The 18644-nt window shown below is 63.8% G+C and carries 14 protein-coding genes; 6 read left to right on the top strand and 8 right to left on the bottom strand.

Annotation, left to right across the window (positions count from 1 at the left end; genetic code table 11):
* Nucleotides 1–41: 41 nt before the first annotated feature.
* Entirely contained in the window at nt 42–734 is a 693-nt protein-coding gene (locus IEG05_RS11025) for an alpha/beta family hydrolase (RefSeq protein ID WP_046620112.1), read from the top strand.
* Between the two features lie 44 nt (nt 735–778).
* On the opposite strand, the gene IEG05_RS11020 is transcribed toward IEG05_RS11025, so the two are convergent.
* Nucleotides 779–2347 carry a methyl-accepting chemotaxis protein gene (locus IEG05_RS11020; RefSeq protein ID WP_125898485.1) on the bottom strand — a complete coding sequence of 523 codons (1569 nt, stop codon included), beginning with the start codon at nt 2345–2347 and terminating at the stop codon, nt 779–781.
* A 341-nt stretch (nt 2348–2688) separates the two neighbouring features.
* Nucleotides 2689–5364 carry an aconitate hydratase AcnA gene (gene acnA / locus IEG05_RS11015; protein ID WP_191122050.1) on the bottom strand — a complete coding sequence of 892 codons (2676 nt, stop codon included), beginning with the start codon at nt 5362–5364 and terminating at the stop codon, nt 2689–2691.
* Between the two features lie 164 nt (nt 5365–5528).
* Between acnA and rlmM the strand changes: the two genes are divergently transcribed.
* On the top strand, nt 5529–6578 hold the full coding sequence (rlmM, locus tag IEG05_RS11010; RefSeq protein WP_191122049.1) for a 23S rRNA (cytidine(2498)-2'-O)-methyltransferase RlmM: 1050 nt from the start codon (nt 5529–5531) through the stop codon (nt 6576–6578).
* Between the two features lie 65 nt (nt 6579–6643).
* Nucleotides 6644–6895 carry a sulfurtransferase TusA gene (gene tusA, locus IEG05_RS11005; protein ID WP_014820499.1) on the top strand — a complete coding sequence of 84 codons (252 nt, stop codon included), beginning with the start codon at nt 6644–6646 and terminating at the stop codon, nt 6893–6895.
* A gap of 29 nt (nt 6896–6924) precedes the next feature.
* Here the strand turns inward: tusA and IEG05_RS11000 are convergent, their stop codons facing one another.
* From IEG05_RS11000 to coxB, 4 genes are read right to left on the bottom strand one after another with little or no spacing between them, the layout of a single operon-like run.
* Complete coding sequence (locus tag IEG05_RS11000; RefSeq protein ID WP_191122062.1) at nt 6925–7752, bottom strand: cytochrome c oxidase assembly protein; 828 nt, start codon at nt 7750–7752, stop codon at nt 6925–6927.
* Between the two features lie 11 nt (nt 7753–7763).
* Entirely contained in the window at nt 7764–8123 is a 360-nt protein-coding gene (locus IEG05_RS10995) for a hypothetical protein (RefSeq protein WP_191122048.1), read from the bottom strand.
* Nucleotides 8123–10651: a cytochrome c oxidase subunit I gene (ctaD, locus tag IEG05_RS10990; protein WP_191122047.1), complete on the bottom strand. Its 2529-nt coding sequence runs from the start codon at nt 10649–10651 to the stop codon at nt 8123–8125. Before ctaD ends, IEG05_RS10995 begins: the two co-directional genes overlap by 1 nt.
* Complete coding sequence (coxB, locus tag IEG05_RS10985) at nt 10648–11538, bottom strand: cytochrome c oxidase subunit II (protein WP_046620123.1); 891 nt, start codon at nt 11536–11538, stop codon at nt 10648–10650. The genes ctaD and coxB overlap by 4 nt, the downstream gene beginning before the upstream one ends.
* 147 nt (nt 11539–11685) lie before the next feature.
* Between coxB and IEG05_RS10980 the strand changes: the two genes are divergently transcribed.
* Nucleotides 11686–12162 (top strand): DUF2231 domain-containing protein, encoded by a 477-nt coding sequence (locus IEG05_RS10980; protein ID WP_014820494.1) that lies wholly within the window; start codon nt 11686–11688, stop codon nt 12160–12162.
* A 121-nt stretch (nt 12163–12283) separates the two neighbouring features.
* Here the strand turns inward: IEG05_RS10980 and IEG05_RS10975 are convergent, their stop codons facing one another.
* A complete protein-coding gene (locus IEG05_RS10975) occupies nt 12284–12697 on the bottom strand; it encodes a CopD family protein (RefSeq protein WP_191122046.1) in 414 nt (137 codons plus the stop codon).
* 121 nt (nt 12698–12818) lie between these two features.
* On the bottom strand, nt 12819–13670 hold the full coding sequence (locus IEG05_RS10970) for an ion transporter (protein ID WP_191122045.1): 852 nt from the start codon (nt 13668–13670) through the stop codon (nt 12819–12821).
* A 189-nt stretch (nt 13671–13859) separates the two neighbouring features.
* On the opposite strand from IEG05_RS10970, the gene moaA reads away from it, so the two are divergent.
* Nucleotides 13860–14855, top strand: coding sequence for a GTP 3',8-cyclase MoaA (moaA, locus tag IEG05_RS10965; protein ID WP_191122044.1), 996 nt, complete (start codon nt 13860–13862; stop codon nt 14853–14855).
* A gap of 205 nt (nt 14856–15060) precedes the next feature.
* A complete protein-coding gene (gene smc / locus IEG05_RS10960; RefSeq protein WP_191122043.1) occupies nt 15061–18549 on the top strand; it encodes a chromosome segregation protein SMC in 3489 nt (1162 codons plus the stop codon).
* Nucleotides 18550–18644 lie beyond the last annotated feature (95 nt).

Below are 18644 nucleotides of genomic sequence, written 5' to 3'. Positions count from 1 at the left end.
TAATGAGCAGTTTTTTCTTTCTAATAGAAAGCGGGGCAAGGATGGGGAAAGGGCAATCTGCCGGTATTGACGCGGGTCAATACACACAAAGTGACAAAGGGTATCTCGTCAGGTGGAACCGGCCGTCTGGCGGCGCATGGGTGAGCCTGATCCTGGCGCATGGTGCAGGCGCACCGATGGACAGCCCGTTCATGGAACAAATGGCTGCGCGCCTTGCTGCGCGCGGGATAGCGGTTTGCCGATTCGAGTTCGCCTACATGGCGGCGCGACGTGCCGGGGCAGGCAAGCGGCCGCCCAGTCCACAGGCTCAATTGTTGGCCCAATGGCGTGAAGTCCATGCCCTGGTGCGACAGCAGGCCACAGGACCGCTGGCCATCGGTGGCAAGTCGATGGGGGGGCGAATGGCCAGTTTGCTGGCCGATGAGTTGGGCGCGGACGCGCTGGTCTGCCTGGGTTATCCGTTCTATGCCGCCGGCAAGCCGGAAAAGCCTCGGGTGGCGCATCTCGCCACGCTGCAGACGCCGACCCTGATTGTCCAGGGTGAGCGCGACGCCTTGGGTGATCATGAAACGGTGGCGCAGTACGCGCTATCCCTGGCGATTGCGCTGCACTGGCTGGCCGCCGCCGATCACGATCTCAAACCGCTGAAACGCTCGGGCCTGAGCCACGACCAGCACCTCGACAGTACTGCCGATGCGATTGCCGCGTTTCTCCAGGGTGTGATCTCGCACTGAGCGCTGCCTGCATCCGGATCGAGCGATACCGGCTGCGGCTTTTCCTAGCGGTTGAAGCGCTCGACCAGGGCGTACTGCCCTTGTGCCGTGGCGGCGAGGTCCTCGCTGAGCAGCGCAGAGCTGCGCGCGTCACCGGTGGTCTGTTCGGCCAGCTGGGCGATGGTGCTGACGTTGTTGCTGATCTCGTCGGCCACCGCGCTCTGCTGCTCCGTCGCGGACGCGATCTGCGTGGTCATGTCGATGATATTGCCCATCGCCTCGTTGATCCCGCTGAGGGCCTGATCGGCCTGGACCACCTGATCGACGCCGCGCGTCGCATGCACGCGGCCATCCTCGGTGGTCTCCACGGCGTGTCGCGCCTGTGACTGAAGCTTCTCGATCAGTTGGTGGATCTCACCCGTGGCACTGGCCGTTCGTTGGGCAAGCTGGCGGACTTCGTCGGCGACCACCGCGAAGCCGCGGCCACTTTCACCGGCACGCGCAGCCTCGATCGCGGCGTTGAGTGCCAGCAGGTTGGTCTGGTCGGCGATGCTCTTGATCACATCGACCACGCTGCCGATCGCCTCGCTGTCGTTGGCCAGTTGGTTGACCGCTTCGCCCGTCTTGGCGACGGATTCGGATAGCTGCTGAATGGCCTTGCGTGTCTCGGCAGTGACCGCACGGCCCTGATCGGTGAGGCGGCTGGCCTCTCGGGTCGCGTCGGCGGCCAGCGCGACGTTGCCGGCGACTTCCTGCGTCGTCGCGGCCATCTCGTTGATCGCCGTTGCGACCTGCTCGGTTTCCTGATGCTGCTGCACCAGGCCGTTGGCGCAGTTCTGTGCGAGCGAGTCGGCCTGTTTGGCTTGCCCCTGCAACTGCACGGCCATGTCCTGCAGGCGCGTGAGGCAGGTCTTCAGGTGCGCATGCTGACTGAGCATCGCCATTTCCAGCTGGGCTTCGACGCCGCTGCTGTCGGTATACATGCGCGCGATGAGCGGGTCACTGGTGCTCTCGCTCGCCAGCTGCAACAGGCGCTTTATGCCACGTTGCTGCCAGTGCAGCGCGACCAGGCCGAACGGTACGGCCAGCAGCGCGGCGGCGATGAACCCCAATGCATGATCGAAGCTGGCCCCGACCAGAAATCCTATCTGGCTGATGACCAGAAACGGCAGCCATTTGCTCAGTACGGGCAGCCAGGTGTCGCGGCGGGGCACGCCGGACTTGCCGGAATTGATGCGCGCATACAGGGCTTCGGCTCGCTGAACCTGTTCGCGGGTCGGTTTGGTACGCACCGACTCATAGCCTGTTACCTGGCGCTGCTGATCGAAAATGGGCGTGACGTAGGCGTTGACCCAATAATGGTCGCCGGTCTTGCGCCGGTTCTTGACGATGCCCATCCATGGCTTGCCCTGCTTCAGGGTCGTCCACATGTGGTCGAACACGGCCGGCGGCACATCCGGATGGCGCACCAGGTTATGCGGCGCGCGAATCAGTTCGTCACGCGCGAAGCCGCTGACCTCGGCAAATATGTCGTTGCAGTAGGTGATCTGGCCTTTGAGGTCGGTGGTCGAGATGAGGCGTTGCTGGTCAGGAAACGCGTATTCGCGCTGAGTTACGGGTTGATTGTTACGCATCGACTATCACGCCTGGCAGAGGAATCGTAGGGTGTCGCACCCGACCTTGTGTTTTTCTAATGGGTCAGGCTGACCAGTTGGTCGGCCGGAGAGTGGCGTTCTTGAGCCAAAGCTGATTCGTGGATCAGCTTCTTCTGCGCACAGGCGACCAGCGGCAGCCGTGGCTTAATGGTTCTGTAACGGGTTTTGGGCATTGTCGGTGCGTGTCCGGTGCTTCGCGATGCGAAGCGAACTCAGGGAGCCGGGCAGCGGGCAGGGACGTCAGGGCAGCTGGAAACCAATCGCCGAAGGACCGGCGGACGCCGATGCGAAAGGAATCGCATCGGCGTTTCCGGTTTCGCTCAGCTCCCGATCAGCTGGCGCAGCACGTAGTGCAGAATTCCGCCAGCCTTGAAGTACTGCACCTCGTTGAGCGTATCGATGCGGCTCAGCACCTGGAACGAGTCACGCGAACCATCGGCGCGCTCCACATCCACGGTCAGCATCTGGCGCGGCGCGATATCGGCGCCTAGACCGCGGATCGACAACTTCTCCGTACCGTTCAGGCCCAGCGACTGGCGCGTCTGATCACCGACGAACTGCAGCGCCAACACGCCCATGCCGATCAGGTTGGAGCGATGGATGCGCTCGAAGCTCTCGGCGATCACCGCCTTGACGCCCAGCAGATTGGTGCCCTTGGCCGCCCAGTCACGGCTGGAACCGGTGCCGTATTCCTTGCCGGCGATCACCACCAGCGGTACGCCCTCGGCCTGGTAGCGCATGGCGGCGTCGTAGATCGAGAGCTTCTCGCCACTCGGCTGATAGAGCGTGTTGCCACCTTCCTCCCCGCCGAGCATCTCGTTCTTGATGCGGATATTGGCGAAGGTGCCGCGCATCATCACTTCATGGTTGCCGCGCCGCGAACCATAGGAGTTGAAGTCCTCCGGCGCCACGCCCAGCGACTGCAGATAGGTGCCGGCCGGTGAGCTGGCCTTGATATTGCCGGCCGGTGAGATGTGGTCGGTGGTGATCGAGTCGCCGAACAAGGCCAGCACGCGAGCGTTCTCGACATCTGCCGGTGGGGTCGGAGGCTGGCCGATATCCTCGAAGTAGGGCGGGTTCTGCACGTAGCTGGAGCCAGCGTCCCACGCGTAGGTATCTCCGGCGCTGACCGGAATCTTCTGCCAGTGCTCGTCGCCGCTGAATACGTCGGCATAACGGCTGCGGAACATCTGGCCATCGATGCTCGCCACCGCTTCGGCGATTTCCGCGCTGCTCGGCCAGATGTCCTTCAGGTACACTGGCTGGTTTTGCGCGTCATAGCCCAGCGGTTCGCGGTCCATGTCGATGCGTGTGGTGCCGGCCAGTGCAAAGGCGACCACCAGCGGCGGTGAGGCCAGCCAGTTGGCCTTGACCAACGGATGTACGCGCCCTTCGAAGTTACGGTTGCCGGACAGTACGGAAGAAACGATCAGATCGTTATCGGTGATCGCCTGGCCGATGGCATCCGGCAGCGGCCCGGAGTTGCCGATGCAGGTGGTGCAGCCGTAGCCCACCAGGTTGAAACCGAGTTCGTCGAGATAGCGGGTCAGGCCGGCGCGCTCGAGGTAGTCGGTAACCACTTTCGAACCGGGCGCCAGAGAGGTTTTGACCCAGGGTTGGCGTTGCAGGCCGCGCTCGATGGCTTTCCTCGCAACCAGGCCGGCGGCCATCAGCACGTTCGGGTTCGAGGTATTGGTGCAGGAGGTGATGGCTGCGATCACCACCGCGCCGTGCTTGAGCTGGAACTGTTCACCGGCAACCGCAAACTCGGTATCGGCCTGTTGCTTACGCCCGCTGGTTTCAAGCAGCAGGTCGAAGTTCGCGCCGATATCGCCGAGGGTCACACGATCCTGCGGACGCTTGGGCCCCGCCACGGACGGTCGAACCTGGCTCAGGTCCAGTTCGAGGGTAGCGGTGAACTCGGGATCGGGCGAGTTGCTGTCGCGCCACATGCCCTGCGCCTTGCTGTAGGCCTCGACCAGTGCGACGCGCTCTTCGTTGCGGCCGGTCAGGCGCAGGTAGTCGATGGTCACCTGATCGACCGGGAAAAATCCGCAGGTGGCGCCATATTCCGGGGCCATGTTGCCGATGGTGGCGCGGTCGGCCAGCGGCAGGTGATCCAGGCCGGGGCCATAGAACTCGACGAACTTGCCGACCACGCCGTGCTTGCGCAGCATCTGCGTCACGGTCAGCACCAGGTCGGTGGCGGTGACACCCTCGTTGAGCTTGCCGGTCAGGCGGAAGCCGATCACTTCGGGGATCAGCATCGACACCGGCTGACCGAGCATTGCCGCTTCGGCTTCGATCCCGCCAACGCCCCAGCCCAGCACGCCGAGGCCGTTGATCATGGTGGTGTGCGAGTCGGTGCCGACCAGGGTATCCGGATAGGCGAAGGTTTCGCCGTTCTCTTCGCGGGTCCAGACCACCTGGCCGAGGTATTCCAGATTCACCTGGTGACAGATGCCGGTGCCCGGCGGCACTACGGCGAAGTTGTCGAAGGCCTGCTGGCCCCAGCGCAGAAACTCGTAGCGTTCACCATTGCGCTGCATCTCGATCTCGACATTCTGTTCGAATGCCTGGTCACTGCCGAAGCGGTCGACCATCACCGAGTGGTCGATCACCAGATCCACCGGCGACAGTGGATTGATCTTCTGTGGGTCACCGCCGGCCTTGGCCACGGCGTCGCGCATGGCAGCCAGATCGACGACTGCCGGCACGCCGGTGAAGTCCTGCATCAGCACGCGGGCAGGGCGATACTGGATCTCCATGGTGGAGCTGCGGGTGTCCAGCCAGCTCACCAGGGATTTCAGGTCGTCGGCGCGCACCGTCTGGCTGTCCTCCCAGCGCAGCAGGTTTTCCAGCAGCACCTTCAGTGACGTGGGCAGGCGGCTGATATCGCCGAGTTGGGCGGCTGCGTCGGGCAGGCTGTAGTAGTGGTAGGTCTTGCCGGCAACTTCGAGGCTGCGGCGGCAATTCAGGCTATCCAGGGAATGCATTCCTCATCTCCTTGTGCCCACACGGTAAGGGCTGGCTGATGAACGAGCGGTGAAACCCATGGGGCTTCGCTACTGCACTGGACCGGGTCATGCAGGCGAGGGTTCCCGTGGTCGGCTATGATGCGCGGCTTTGGCGCTGGCCCGACCGCTGACAGGATTCGAACATGAACACATTGCTGCTGCATTGCCGCCCCGGTTTCGAGGGCGAGGTTTGTGCGGAAATCAGCGAGCACGCCGCCATTCTGGAAGTGGCCGGCTACGCCAAGGCGCGGCCGGAGAGCGCCAGCGCGGAATTCATCTGCAGCGAAAGCGGCGGCGCCGAGCGGCTGATGCGCAAGCTGCGTTTCGCCGAACTAATCTTTCCGCGGCAATGGGCGCGCGGCGAGTACCTGCAACTTCCTGAAACGGATCGTATCAGCGTCCTGCTGGAGTATCTGGCGAGCTATCCGGTGTGCAGCAGCCTGTGGCTGGAAGTGCTTGATACCAACGACGGCAAGGAGCTTTCCAATTTCTGCCGCAAGTTCGAGGCGCCGCTACGCAAGGCGCTGATCAAGGCCGGCCGCCTCGACGAGCAGGGCAACGGCCCTCGACTGTTGCTGACCTTCAAGAGTGGCCGTGAGGTGTTCGTCGGTATTGCCGAGGTGAACAACAGCGCCTTGTGGCCGATGGGCATCCCGCGACTGAAGTTTCCACGCCAGGCGCCCAGCCGCTCCACGCTCAAGCTGGAAGAGGCCTGGCACCATTTCATCCCGCGCGACCAGTGGGATGCGCGTTTGGCGGCGGGCATGACCGGCGTCGATCTCGGCGCAGCGCCGGGTGGCTGGACCTGGCAGCTGGTCAACCGGCATATCAAGGTCAGCGCCGTGGACAACGGACCGATGGACCCTGATCTGATGGATTCCGGGCTGGTCGAGCATTTTCGCGCCGATGGCTTTACCTTCCGCCCGCGCAAGCCGGTGAACTGGATGGTCTGCGATATCGTCGAAAAGCCGGCGCGCAATGCCGCGCTGCTGGAAACCTGGATCGGCGAAGGCCTGTGTCGCGAGGCGGTGGTCAACCTCAAGCTGCCGATGAAGCAGCGCTATGCCGAGGTCAAGCGGCTGCTGGAGCGCATCGCCGATGGCCTGGCCGCGCGCGGCGTCAAGGCCAGCATCGGCTGCAAGCAGCTGTACCACGACCGCGAAGAGGTGACCTGCCACCTGCGGCGTCTCTGATCAGCCAGCGGATGACCCGCCATCGCGCATGCGTAACAATGCACGCCAGTTTTCCGGAGCCCAAGATGACCCAATCAGCTGAAATGTCCGTCGATGCCGTGCTCGATGCCAGCGGCCTGAACTGCCCCGAGCCGGTGATGATGCTGCACAACAAGGTGCGCGATCTGGCCGGTGGTGCGCTGCTCAAGGTGATCGCGACCGATCCCTCGACCCAGCGAGATATTCCGAAGTTCTGCATCTTTCTTGGCCATGACCTGGTCGAGCAGCAGGAAGCGGCTGGCACCTACCTCTACTGGATTCGCAAGAAGAGTGAGTGAGCGACGCGGCTGCAGGCTCGTTCGCAGCCTCAGCCCAGCTCCTCCCGGGCAGCACCCGTTTGCTGGCGCCGCCACATGCGGGTCAGCCAGCGCCAGGCGATCCAGCCGCCACCGATCAGATAGATAAGCCCACCGGGTACCCACATGATCAGGCCGGCGAGTTGCTGGTCGTCCACCGAGCGACCTTCGCCATAGAACGAGACGGTGCCGAAGGTCAGCAGGGCGCCCAGCAGGCCGGTGTGCATCAGCGTCAGCAACACGGCCATCAACGCCTGGGGCACCTGTTTCGGATTGGCGCGCAGTACCGACCACCAGAACAGCCAGCCGGTGAACAGAAAGCACGCATGTTCGAAGGCGTGCCACCAGAGGTTGTCCAGCGCCAGCACGTAGAGCTTCGGCGTGTGCCAGATCCAGATGATCGCACCATGCAGCAGCGCCAGCAGCGTGGGGTAGCGGCCGGCGCGCAGAATGCCGGTCCACAGCGGCTGGGCAAAGCGGCCGGTGACGCCGCGCCATTGCGGCAGCGGCCGGGCCAGCGCCCACAGCGGCGCGATCACGATGATGAACAGCATGTGCTGGGTCATGTGCCAGCTGGTGCTGCTTTCCGCCCAGTCGTCGATGGGGCCGAAAACCGAGACCACCACCAGCAGCATGGCGCTGTGAAAACAGAGGGCTTCGCTGCGCCGCGGCGGCACCTTGCGGGCGCCCAGCACATAGAGCAGCCAAGCTGCCGCGACCAGCACCGCCGTGAGCAGCAATGGTGCGCGGTCCAGCAGGTGGGCATCGAAAAGGCCATGGGCCTGTGCCGATACCGGCAGGAAGATGGCGGTCAACGCTGCAGCGGCTGCCTGGCGCATCGGCGGCCGGATTACAGGCATGGCGGAATCTGCAGCAGCGGAATGCCGACGAACAGGGTGGCCAGCGCCGCAATGAAGTGAATACCGGCAGCCAGCTTGGTGACGAACTGCTGCCGCTCGTTCAACTCATGGGGTGGTCGCGACAAGCGCCAGAAGTAACGCGCCAGCCAGAACAGTAGTGCAAGGGTAAGCAGGGTCAGCACGCCGAGGCTGCCGTTCAGCCAGTTCCACACCCCGTCCGTGGGGTCCGGTGGGCTTACCTTGCAGATCACCGCCTGGCCACCGTACATCGCGACAAACCACAGGCTCCAGATGATCAGGCCGATCGGGATCTGCACCGGGTGAAAGGGTGACGTGCGTGCATAGGCCATCAGGCACCCCCCCAGGTCGCCGGGAACAACACGATCGCCGCATAGCTGACCCACAGCACACCCAGGTTGTAGTACCAGAGCTGCTCGACCACGATGGGCTCGTATGGCGCTTTATCGCCCACGTAACCGAGGGCTACCCGCCACGCCTGCAGTCCGGTCAGCACGGCTGCCAGCGTACAGTGAATCAGGTTGTACGCCAGCATCACGAAGATCACTGCATCGTGGGCGGTTTCGGTCGGCGCCAGGCCGGCCGACAGCATCAGCCAGAGCAGCAGCGCCGATTGAATGAAGGCGACGATCGCCAACACGGCAAGTTGCCCCATCAGCCCGCGATGCATACCGGCGCGCAGACGCTTGATCAGCTGGTGCAGCCAGAGCGTGCCGGCACTCAGTAACACGGTGCTGGCCAGCATCAACCAACCGTTCAGGTCGCTGTCCGGCACCTGCCATTGCGGCGACACGGTCCACAGATAGAACCAGCCGAACAGCAGCGAAAGGTACAGCGCGCCATTGGCCAGCAGCGTCACGCCCATGCCCCACAGGCCCGGGCCGTCGAACGTACGCGAGTGCAGCGGTGGCTCGCCCGGTTGGGTATGGGCGTCCGGCGCGGCAGCAGGATGGGCGCCGTTTTCCCAGGACCAGCGCAGCAGCACGATCAGCGTTGCCACGGTGGCGATGATCGCGAGGATGTACGCTTTGGTCAGCAGGCTCAGGCAGAGCACCGCAAGGAACACCGAGGCAATGAACGGCAGCCAGCTGTTGCCAGGTAAATGAATGATCTCGCGGACCTTGCCCGTCAGCGGATCACTGCCCCAGGTCTCCCGTCGACCGTGGTCGATCACCGTCAGCGCATGTTCGCCGCGGGCGATGCTGTCGGGCAGGTTCGGGTCTTTCCACAACGGATGACGGTCCGTCACGTCGGGCAGGCTGACGAAGTTGTACGCGCTGGGCGGCAGGCTGGTGGCCCACTCGAGGGTATCGGCTTTCCAGGGATTCTTCGGTGCCGGGATGCCGAAGCGGAAATGCAGGATGATGTCCAGCAGGATAGTGGCGACGCCTGCCGCCATGATGAAGCTGCCGATCGACGACACCAGGTTGGGCATGTCCCAGCCGAGGCCGGTGTCATAGGTGTAGACACGCCGAGGCATGCCGATCAGGCCCGTCCAGTGCATGATCATGAAGGTCACGTTGAAGCCGATGAAGAACAGCCAGAAGCCCCAGCGGCCGAGCTTTTCCGACGGCATGCGCCCGGAGAAGTGCGGCAGCCAGTAGTACAGACCGGCCATCAGCGGGAACAACATGCCGCCCACCAGCACGTAGTGCATGTGCGCGACGACGAAATGGGTGTCGTGTACCTGCCAGTCGAACGGCACCAGCGCCAGCATCACCCCGGTCAGCCCGCCTGCGACGAAGACGATCAGAAAGCCCACCAGCCAGAGCATTGGCACTCTGTACACCGGTTTGCCGAGCCAGAGCGTCGCCAGCCAGGCGAAAACCTGCACGCCGGTGGGGATTGCCACCAGCATGCTCGCCGCCGAGAAGAACGCCGTGGCCAGCTGCGGGATGCCCACCGTGAACATGTGGTGCACCCATAGTCCGAAGCTGATGAAGCCGGTGGTCAGTACGCCCAGCACGACCCAGCGGTAGCCCACCAGCGGGCGCCGGCAGAACACTGGAATCAGCGTGGAGACGATGCCAGCGCCGGGCAGGAAGATGATGTACACCTCCGGGTGACCGAACAGCCAGAACAGGTGCTGCCAGAGCACCGGATCGCCACCACGGGCGACATCGAAGAACGGCATGCCGGCCGCGCGCTCCAGCTCCAGCAGGATCGAGCCGAGGATCAGCGGCGGAAAGCCGACCACGATCATCATCGCCATCACCAGGATGTACCAGGCGTACAGCGGCATCTTGTGCAGCGCCATGCCGTTGGTGCGGGTGCGCAGGATCGATACCACCAGCTCGACGCCGGCGGATACCGCGGAAATTTCGACAAAGGTGATGCCCAGCAGCCAGAAATCCGAGTTCACCCCAGGGGTATGTGCCGAGCTGGACAGCGGCGTGTACATGAACCAGCCGGCCTTGGGCGCGACGTCGAGAAAGATGCTCGACAGCAGGATCAGCCCGCCGAACAGGTAGCAGTAGTAGCCCAGGGCGGAAAGGCGCGGGAAAACCAGGTCGCGGGCACCGATCATCTTCGGGATCAGGTAGACCGCCAACCCCTCCATCATCGGCACCGCGAAGAGGAACATCATCACCGTGCCGTGCATGGTGAAGACCTGGTTGTAGACGTCCGGCTCCATCAGCTCGTAGCCGGGGAGGGCGAGCTGGGTGCGGATCAGCATCGCCAGCAGGCCGCCGACGAGGAAGAAGAAGGCTCCGGTGACCAGAAAGCGCAGACCGATGCTGGTGTGGTTGACGATGGTCAGCGCACGCCAACCACGGGGGTTGCCCCAGACCTCGTTGAACTGGTCCTGCAACTGGTCGAGATCGGTAGCGGGCGCGCCGCTCTTCGGGGTCGGTGTCATGGAGCGAGTGTCTCCAGCCAGTCGGCAAGCTGGCCGAGGGTTTCTTCGGGAATGTCGTCGTGCCGCGGCATGGCGTTGCCGTGCTTGAGGCTCTGGTGATCGCTCAGCCAGCGGCGCAGGCCGTCCGTATCGTTGGCGATCACGCCGGCGCCGAGGGTCGGACGGGTGGCGAGATCGCTCAGGTCCGGTGCGCGATTGCCCTCGCTGACGCCCGTGACGCGGTGGCATTGCCCGCAGCGCTCAGCGAAGACGCGACCGGCATCGCCGCTGGGTGGCTGGTGCTGCAGCTCACGGCGGGCCTCGATCCAGCTGGCAAAAGCGTCAGCTTCCAGCGCCTCCACGTGCAGAATCATGTGCGCATGCTGACTGCCGCAGAACTCCGAGCATTGCCCGCGGAAAATTCCGCTCTGCGAGGCCTGCACGCGCAGGGTGTTGGTCCGGCCGGGAACCATGTCCAGCTTGCCACCCAGGCGTGGCACCCAGAACGAGTGGATCACGTCCGCGCTGGTGACCTCGACGTCCACCGGGCGATCGACCGGCAGGATGAACTGGTTGGCTGTCACCACGCCGCTTTCCGGGTAGCGCACCTCCCACCACCATTGGTGGCCGATGACCTGGATGCGCAGCGGTTGCTCGCCTTCGACCGGCAATGGCAGCATGCCGCGCCCGGTGGGAATGCCGAACGCCAGCAGGGCGATGATGGTGACGGTGGGCAGGATCAGGCCGCCGCCGATGATCCAGCGACGATTGATCCGTTTGGCTTCTTCGGCGGTGTGCGTTCGCGGGCGGCGCAGCATCGCGTAGATCCACAGCGCGCTCACTACCAGCAGCACCACCACGGAAAAGCCGAACATCGCCCACCAGACGTTCGCCACGTCGCGGGCCATCGGGCCGGCAGGTGAAAGCGCCGATTGCGGACCGTCGCAGGCCGCGAGTAAAGGAACTGCCAGCGCCAGCGTGGTCCATTTGAAAGGGTTGCCGCCTCGTCTCGACCACCGGGCGGCCCGTTTCACTTCAGTGCCTGGGAGGGCCGGATGGCCACAGAACGCGAGTCGATCAACAGCAACGCCGCCATTGCCGGCCATCCGCTGCACCCGATGATGATTCACTTCCCCGTCGCGGCGTTGATCGGCCTGGTGCCGGCGGATCTCGCCTACCTGTGGACGCTTGACGAATTCTGGTGGCGCGCTGGCCTCTGGCTTTCCGGTGTGGGTGCCATCGGCGGCTGGATCGCCAGCGTCGCCGGCGTGATTGATCTGGTCACCGTGCAGCAGATTCGCCGCAAGGTGACCGCGTGGTGCCATGCGATCCTGGCGGTGATGATGCTTTCCCTGGCCTCGCTGAACTGGCTGTTGCGCTACCAGGGCATGGATCGCGGTGACGGCGACGCTATGTGGGGTCTCTACCTGTCGCTGCTGACCGCCGTGCTGATCTCGCTGGCGGCCTTTCTCGGCGGGCGCCTGGTCTACGAGCATGCGGTTGGTGTGGACATTGAAGGTGATGGGCCGTAAGCGCGAGTCGCGACGGATCGAGTCGTCTCCTGGCGACCTGCCGGGCTGCGCCGCGCAATGGCGCTGAGGGTATACGAATCGGGCCGGAGAGTCGGTCATGCGAGGCGGTTGTTCCTTGAGGTCAGAAGGGCTTGGCCAGCACCAGCCACAGAGTCAGGGCGATCAGCACGGGCACCATCACGCCCAGGGTGATGCACTGGTATGTGACGCCACGCTCCGGCTCGCGTTCGATGCGCAGGACTAGAACGCCGCACAGCGCATGACAGAGCGCCATCGCCGTCACTACCGTGAGCTTCGTGATCAGCCAGCCTGCCAGCGTTCCGTCGCGCAGGAACAGCGCCGTGCCGGAGCCGATCGCCAGCAGCGCAGCCGGGGTGCTGATGAGGGTAAAGACCATGCGGGTGAGGTGTGCATGGTCACGGTAGAAGAGCTGATCGCTACGCTTGGTACCCGCCGCGATAAGCGCCGGAAGATAAAGCAGCGAGCCGCACCAGCAGAGCAGGGCAGCGAAGTGCAGCAGTTTGAGCAAGGGCATGCCGGTCTCCATCCTGCCTGACGCGAGTCAGAGGATGTGACAGCCCTGCTTCAGGGCAGTTCGCCATGCCGTTGGCGATGCAGCGGGTCGGCAACCCAGCCCGCGCGACGGTTGGCACGTGTCAGTCGCGCGCCTCGCCTTCGCGTCGCTCGAACAGCTGGCTGCCGCAGCGACTGCAGAAGGCCGCATTGGGCTCATGGGTGAGCTTGTCGCAGGTCGGGCAGCTGTGGCGCAGGCTGTCCTGGCGCATGGCATTCGCCAGCTCGGCGGTGAAGATGCCGGTCGGCACGGCGATGATCGAATAGCCGGTGATCATCACCACCGTTGCCAGCGCCTTGCCCAGCGGGGTATGCGGGACGATGTCGCCGAAGCCGACCGTGGTCAGCGTGACCACCGCCCAGTAGATGCTCATCGGGATGCTGGTGAAGCCATTGCTTGGCCCTTCGATCACATACATCAGCGTGCCGTAAACGATGATCAGGGTGGTTACGCTGACGAGGAAGACGATGATCTTTTGCCGGCTGCCCTGCAGCGCCACCAGCAGGAAATTCGCCTGGCTTAGGTAGGGCGTGAGCTTGAGTACACGGAAAATCCGCAGCATGCGGACGATGCGTACCACCAGCAGGTACTGCGCATCGGGTAGCAGCAGGGCGATGAAGGCCGGCAGCACCGAGAGCAGGTCCACCGCGCCGTAGAAGCTGAAGATGTATTTGCGTGGCTCGGGGTGGGTGTAGATGCGCACCAGGTACTCCAGGGCGAATATCGTGGTGAATCCCCATTCCAGAGTGGTCAGCAGCTCGCCGTGGCGCTCATTGAAGGAGGCGATGCTGTCGAACATCACCACGACCAGACTGGCGAGGATAATCACCAGCAGCCAGGTATCGAAGCGTTTTCCCGCTGGGGTATTGGTGAAAAAGATGATGACGTATAGCCGTTCGCGCCAGCTCATCGCTTTCAAGGAGTCGTTATCCATTCGCCGTGGTCTCTCGCATGGTTGCAGGTCGAGCGGGTTGCCTGCCAAAGCGGCTCATTAAAGCATTGCGACCGTGATGCTGCATGCCCGGCGGTGGCGCGGACCGCTCGCCGTTGGTAACGTCACTTTGCCTGATTCGCGCTTAGCGCATAGTCTGAATACAGGCGCAACCAGCAGTTGGAGAGTTCCATGCCCGATTCCCAGTTGGTCGACCCGTTCGGCCGGCGCATCACCTACCTGAGGTTATCGGTAACCGATCGCTGCGATTTTCGCTGCACCTACTGCATGAGCGAAGACATGGTCTTCGCTCCCCGCGCGCAGATACTTACCCTCGAAGAGCTCTATGCCGTGGCCGATGCCTTCATCAGTCTCGGTGTCAAACGCATTCGCGTGACCGGCGGCGAGCCGTTGGTGCGCAAGGGTGTGACCGGCCTGCTGGCGCAACTGGGCGCGTGCAGCGAGCTCGAAGACCTGGCCATCACCACCAACGGTTCACAGCTGCCAAGTCTGGCGCCGTCGCTGCGTGATGCCGGCGTGAAGCGCCTGAACATCAGCCTCGACTCGCTCAAGCGCGACCGCTTCGCCGAACTGACTCGCCGTGACCGCCTCGATCAGGTACTGGCAGGCATCGAGGCGGCACGCGCTGCTGGCTTCAAGCGGATCAAGCTCAACAGCGTGGTGCAGAAGGGGCGCAACGACGACGAGATTCTCGATCTGGTGGAGTTCGCCATTGAGCGCGGCCTGGATATCAGCTTCATCGAGGAGATGCCGCTGGGTAGCGTGTCCAGTCATCAACGCCAGATCACCTTCTGTTCCAGCGACGAAGTGCGTGAGCGAATCGAGGCGCGGCATACCCTGGTACGCAGCAGTCATGCCACCGGCGGCCCGTCGCGTTACTGGCAGGTAGCGGGCAGCGAAACACAGGTCGGCTTCATTTCGCCCCACAGCAACAACTTCTGCGGCAGTTGCAACCGCGTCCGCGTGACTGCCGAAGGCAAGCTGGTGCTATGCCTCGGCCACGAGGGTGCGCTGGATCTGAAAAGCCTGATGCGCCGGCATCCGGGCGATGGCGAACGCCTGCGCAATGCGCTGGTGGACGCACTGCAACTCAAGCCGGAGAAACATCACTTCCGCACTGATGAGCAGGTTCAGGTGGTGCGCTTCATGAGCATGACGGGCGGCTGACGAATCGTCTTTCCAGCCCGAGCGCCGCTTGCAGTTCCGATGCCTTACCTGCCACACCGTTCTGTGCGCGGCCACGCTGCGAGCGGAGCCAGGCTGCGTGATAAACTCCCTGGCTTCTTGCCAGTACCCATTCGATGCCAGGATTTCCGATGTTCACGGCGACCCCGCTTGTTCGTTCCCACGCTGACTGCCACGGATAGGCCGCATGCGACTGAAAAGCATCAAACTCGCCGGCTTCAAATCCTTCGTCGATCCCACCACGGTCAGCTTTCCGAGCAACATGGCGGCGGTGGTCGGGCCGAACGGCTGCGGCAAATCCAACATCATCGACGCCGTGCGCTGGGTAATGGGCGAAAGCTCGGCTAAGAACCTGCGTGGCGAGTCGATGACGGACGTCATCTTCAATGGCTCGAACACGCGCAAGCCGGTAACCCAGGCGAGCATCGAGCTAATCTTCGATAACTCCGACGGCACGCTGACCGGTGAGTACGCAGCCTTCGCCGAAATTTCCATCCGCCGCCGCGTCACCCGCGACTCGCAGAACACCTACTTTCTCAACGGCGTGAAGTGCCGGCGCCGCGATATCACCGATATCTTCCTCGGCACCGGGCTGGGGCCGCGCAGTTACTCGATCATCGAGCAGGGCATGATCTCCAAACTGATCGAGGCCAAGCCCGAGGACCTTCGCAACTTCATCGAGGAAGCGGCCGGCATCTCCAAGTACAAGGAGCGCCGGCGCGAAACCGAGAACCGTATTCGCCGCACCCACGAGAACCTGGCGCGCCTGACCGACCTGCGCGAAGAGCTGGAACGCCAGCTCGAACGCCTGCACCGTCAGGCGCAGTCGGCGGAGAAGTATCAGGAATACAAGGCCGAAGAGCGCCAGCTCAAGGCGCAGCTGTCGGCACTTCGTTGGCAGGCCTTGAACGAGCAGGTCGGTCAGCGCGAGCAGGTCATCGGCGATCAGGAGGTCGCCTTCGAAGCACTGGTGGCCGAGCAGCGCAGTGCCGATGCGAGCATCGAGCGCCTGCGGGACGGTCATCATGAGCTGTCCGAGCGTTTCAACCAGGTGCAGGGCCGCTTCTATTCGGTGGGCGGCGACATCGCACGCGTCGAGCAGAGCATCCAGCATGGCCAGCAGCGCCTGCGCCAGTTGCAGGACGATCTGCGCGAGGCGGAGCAGGCGCGGCTGGAGACCGAGTCGCACCTTGGCCACGACCGCACGCTGCTCGCTACCTTGGGCGAAGAGCTGGCGATGCTCGAGCCCGAGCAGGAGCTGTCCGACGCTGCTGCCGAGGAATCTGCCGCCCAGCTGGAAGAAGCCGAATCCGCCATGCAGGCCTGGCAGGAGCAGTGGGAGCGCTTCAACCAGCACAGCGCCGAGCCGCGCCGCGCCGCGGAAGTGCAGCAGTCGCGCATCCAGCAGCTGGAGCAGAGCCTTGAGCGCCTGGCCGAGCGTCAGCGCCGCCTGGATGACGAGCGAGCGTTGCTGGCGGCCGACCCGGAAGATGTCGTGATCCTTGAATTGGACGAGCAGCTTGCCGCTAGTGAGCTCGAGCTCGAAGCATTCACCGCGGCGGGCGAAGCGCTCAATGAACGTCTTGAGCAGCTGCGTGAAGAGTTCCAGCTGGCGACCCGAACCCAGCAGCAGGCGCAAGGTGAACTGCAGCGCCTGAATGGGCGAATCGCGTCGCTGGAGGCGTTGCAGCAGGCCGCGATGGAGCCGGGCAAGGGCGTCGCTGAATGGTTGCGCGAACAGGGGCTGGAGCAGCGCCCGCGGCTGGCCGATGGGCTGCGCGTCGAGCCAGGCTGGGAACTGGCCGTGGAAACCGTGCTGGGCGCAGATCTGCAGGCAGTGCTGCTGGATGATTTCGCCGAGGTCGAGCTTGCGGGCTTCCAGCAGGGCGAGCTAAACCTGGCCAACGCGTCGCGTGGCGGCGTCCGCTGCCCTGGCAGTCTGCTGGAGCGGGTCGAGTCGGTGCAGGATCTTTCGCCATGGCTGGGCCGCGTGCGGCCGGTCGAATCGCTGGAGCAGGCACTGGCCGCGCGCGCGTCGCTGGTCGAGGGCGAGAGTGTGGTCAGCCGCGATGGCTATTGGGTCGGCCGGCATTTTCTGCGTGTGCGTCGCGCCAGCGAGGCAGAGTCCGGCGTACTGGCGCGCGGTCAGGAACTGCAGCGCTTGCTGGCCGAGCGTGACGAGCGCGAAGCGAGCCTGACGACGATGGAGGACCGCATCGCCGTGCTGGGTGGCGAGCAGTCCCGTCTGGAAGGCGAGCGCGAACAGCAGCGTCGTCAGCAACAGGAAGAAGCACGCAAGCATGGCGACCTCAAGGCCAAGCTGTCGGCCGGCCAGGCACGCCTGGAACAGCTGGCGCTGCGCCGTCGTCGGCTGGACGAGGAGCTGGCCGAGCAGCAGGAGCAGCGCGAAATCGAGACCGAACAGCTGGGCGAAGCGCGCCTGCAGCTGCAAGAAGCGCTGGAAGCGATGGCGCAGGATACCGAACAGCGCGAGACGCTGCTGGCCAGCCGCGACGGCATCCGTGAGCGGCTCGATCGTATTCGCCAGGAGGCGCGGCAGCATAAGGATCATGCCCATCAGCTGGCGTTGCGGGTCGGTTCGCTCAGGGCGCAGCACGAGTCGACTCGCCAGGCTCTGAATCGGTTGGAACAGCAGTTCGAACGCGCCGTCGAGCGCCGCGAGCAGCTGACGCTGAACCTGGAGGAGGGTGAGGCACCGCTGGAAGAGCTGCGCATGAAGCTCGAAGAGCTGCTGGAGCGCCGCATGGGCGTCGAGGACGAGCTCAAGCATGCGCGTCTGGCGCTGGAAGACGCCGATCGCGAACTGCGCGATGCCGAGAAACGCCGTACCCAGGCCGAACAACAGGCGCAGTTGCTGCGGGGGCAACTGGAGCAACAGCGCCTGGGTTGGCAAGAACTGAGCGTCCGGCGCAAGGCGCTGCAGGATCAGCTGCACGAGGACGGCTACGACCTGCATGGCGTGCTCGCCACGCTTCCCGGCGACGCCAGCGAGCAGACCTGGGAAGCGGAGTTGGAGCGCTTGGCTCAGCGTATCCAGCGTCTGGGGCCGATCAACCTGGCGGCGATCGACGAATACCAGCAGCAGTCCGAACGCAAGCGCTATCTCGATGCGCAGAACGACGACCTCGTCGAAGCGCTGGACACGCTGGAAAACGTCATCCGCAAGATCGACCGTGAAACCCGCAACCGCTTCAAGGAAACCTTCGACCAGATCAACAGTGGCCTGCAGGCGCTCTTTCCGAAAGTGTTCGGCGGCGGCAATGCTTATCTGGAACTTACCGGTGAAGATTTACTCGATACCGGGGTGGCGATCATGGCGCGTCCGCCCGGAAAGAAGAACAGCACCATTCACCTGCTTTCCGGTGGCGAAAAGGCATTGACTGCGCTGGCGTTGGTGTTTGCGATCTTCCAGCTAAACCCGGCGCCGTTCTGCATGCTGGATGAAGTCGATGCGCCACTGGACGACGCCAACGTCGGCCGTTATGCACGACTGGTCAAGGAAATGTCGGAGAAAGTGCAGTTCATCTACATCACCCACAACAAGATCGCCATGGAAATGGCCGATCAGCTCATGGGTGTGACGATGCATGAACCGGGTTGTTCACGGTTGGTGGCAGTCGATGTCGAACAGGCCGTGGCACTGGCCGAAGCATGAGGATTAAGCCCGCGCATTTGAGCGTTTTTGATACTGAAGAGCCCATAAAAAGAGAACTACCGCACGGTGCAAATTTACCGTTCGTCGTGCTAGCT

Source organism: Stutzerimonas kunmingensis (genome assembly GCF_014764705.1).
Classification (GTDB): Bacteria; Pseudomonadota; Gammaproteobacteria; order Pseudomonadales; family Pseudomonadaceae; genus Stutzerimonas.
The sequence above is the reverse complement of the archived record's forward strand: the minus strand, read 5'-3'. Positions and strand labels throughout refer to the sequence as shown.

Bases quoted from the DNA above. Each gene is read 5' to 3' on its own strand.
- IEG05_RS11025 (WP_046620112.1), top strand. From the start codon at position 42: ATGGGGAAAGGGCAATCTGCCGGTATTGACGCGGGTCAATACACACAA.
- IEG05_RS11020 (WP_125898485.1), bottom strand. From the start codon at position 2,347: ATGCGTAACAATCAACCCGTAACTCAGCGCGAATACGCGTTTCCTGAC.
- acnA (WP_191122050.1), bottom strand. From the start codon at position 5,364: ATGCATTCCCTGGATAGCCTGAATTGCCGCCGCAGCCTCGAAGTTGCC.
- rlmM (WP_191122049.1), top strand. From the start codon at position 5,529: ATGAACACATTGCTGCTGCATTGCCGCCCCGGTTTCGAGGGCGAGGTT.
- tusA (WP_014820499.1), top strand. From the start codon at position 6,644: ATGACCCAATCAGCTGAAATGTCCGTCGATGCCGTGCTCGATGCCAGC.
- IEG05_RS11000 (WP_191122062.1), bottom strand. From the start codon at position 7,752: ATGCGCCAGGCAGCCGCTGCAGCGTTGACCGCCATCTTCCTGCCGGTA.
- IEG05_RS10995 (WP_191122048.1), bottom strand. From the start codon at position 8,123: ATGGCCTATGCACGCACGTCACCCTTTCACCCGGTGCAGATCCCGATC.
- ctaD (WP_191122047.1), bottom strand. From the start codon at position 10,651: ATGACACCGACCCCGAAGAGCGGCGCGCCCGCTACCGATCTCGACCAG.
- coxB (WP_046620123.1), bottom strand. From the start codon at position 11,538: ATGGCCCGCGACGTGGCGAACGTCTGGTGGGCGATGTTCGGCTTTTCC.
- IEG05_RS10980 (WP_014820494.1), top strand. From the start codon at position 11,686: ATGGCCACAGAACGCGAGTCGATCAACAGCAACGCCGCCATTGCCGGC.
- IEG05_RS10975 (WP_191122046.1), bottom strand. From the start codon at position 12,697: ATGCCCTTGCTCAAACTGCTGCACTTCGCTGCCCTGCTCTGCTGGTGC.
- IEG05_RS10970 (WP_191122045.1), bottom strand. From the start codon at position 13,670: ATGGATAACGACTCCTTGAAAGCGATGAGCTGGCGCGAACGGCTATAC.
- moaA (WP_191122044.1), top strand. From the start codon at position 13,860: ATGCCCGATTCCCAGTTGGTCGACCCGTTCGGCCGGCGCATCACCTAC.
- smc (WP_191122043.1), top strand. From the start codon at position 15,061: ATGCGACTGAAAAGCATCAAACTCGCCGGCTTCAAATCCTTCGTCGAT.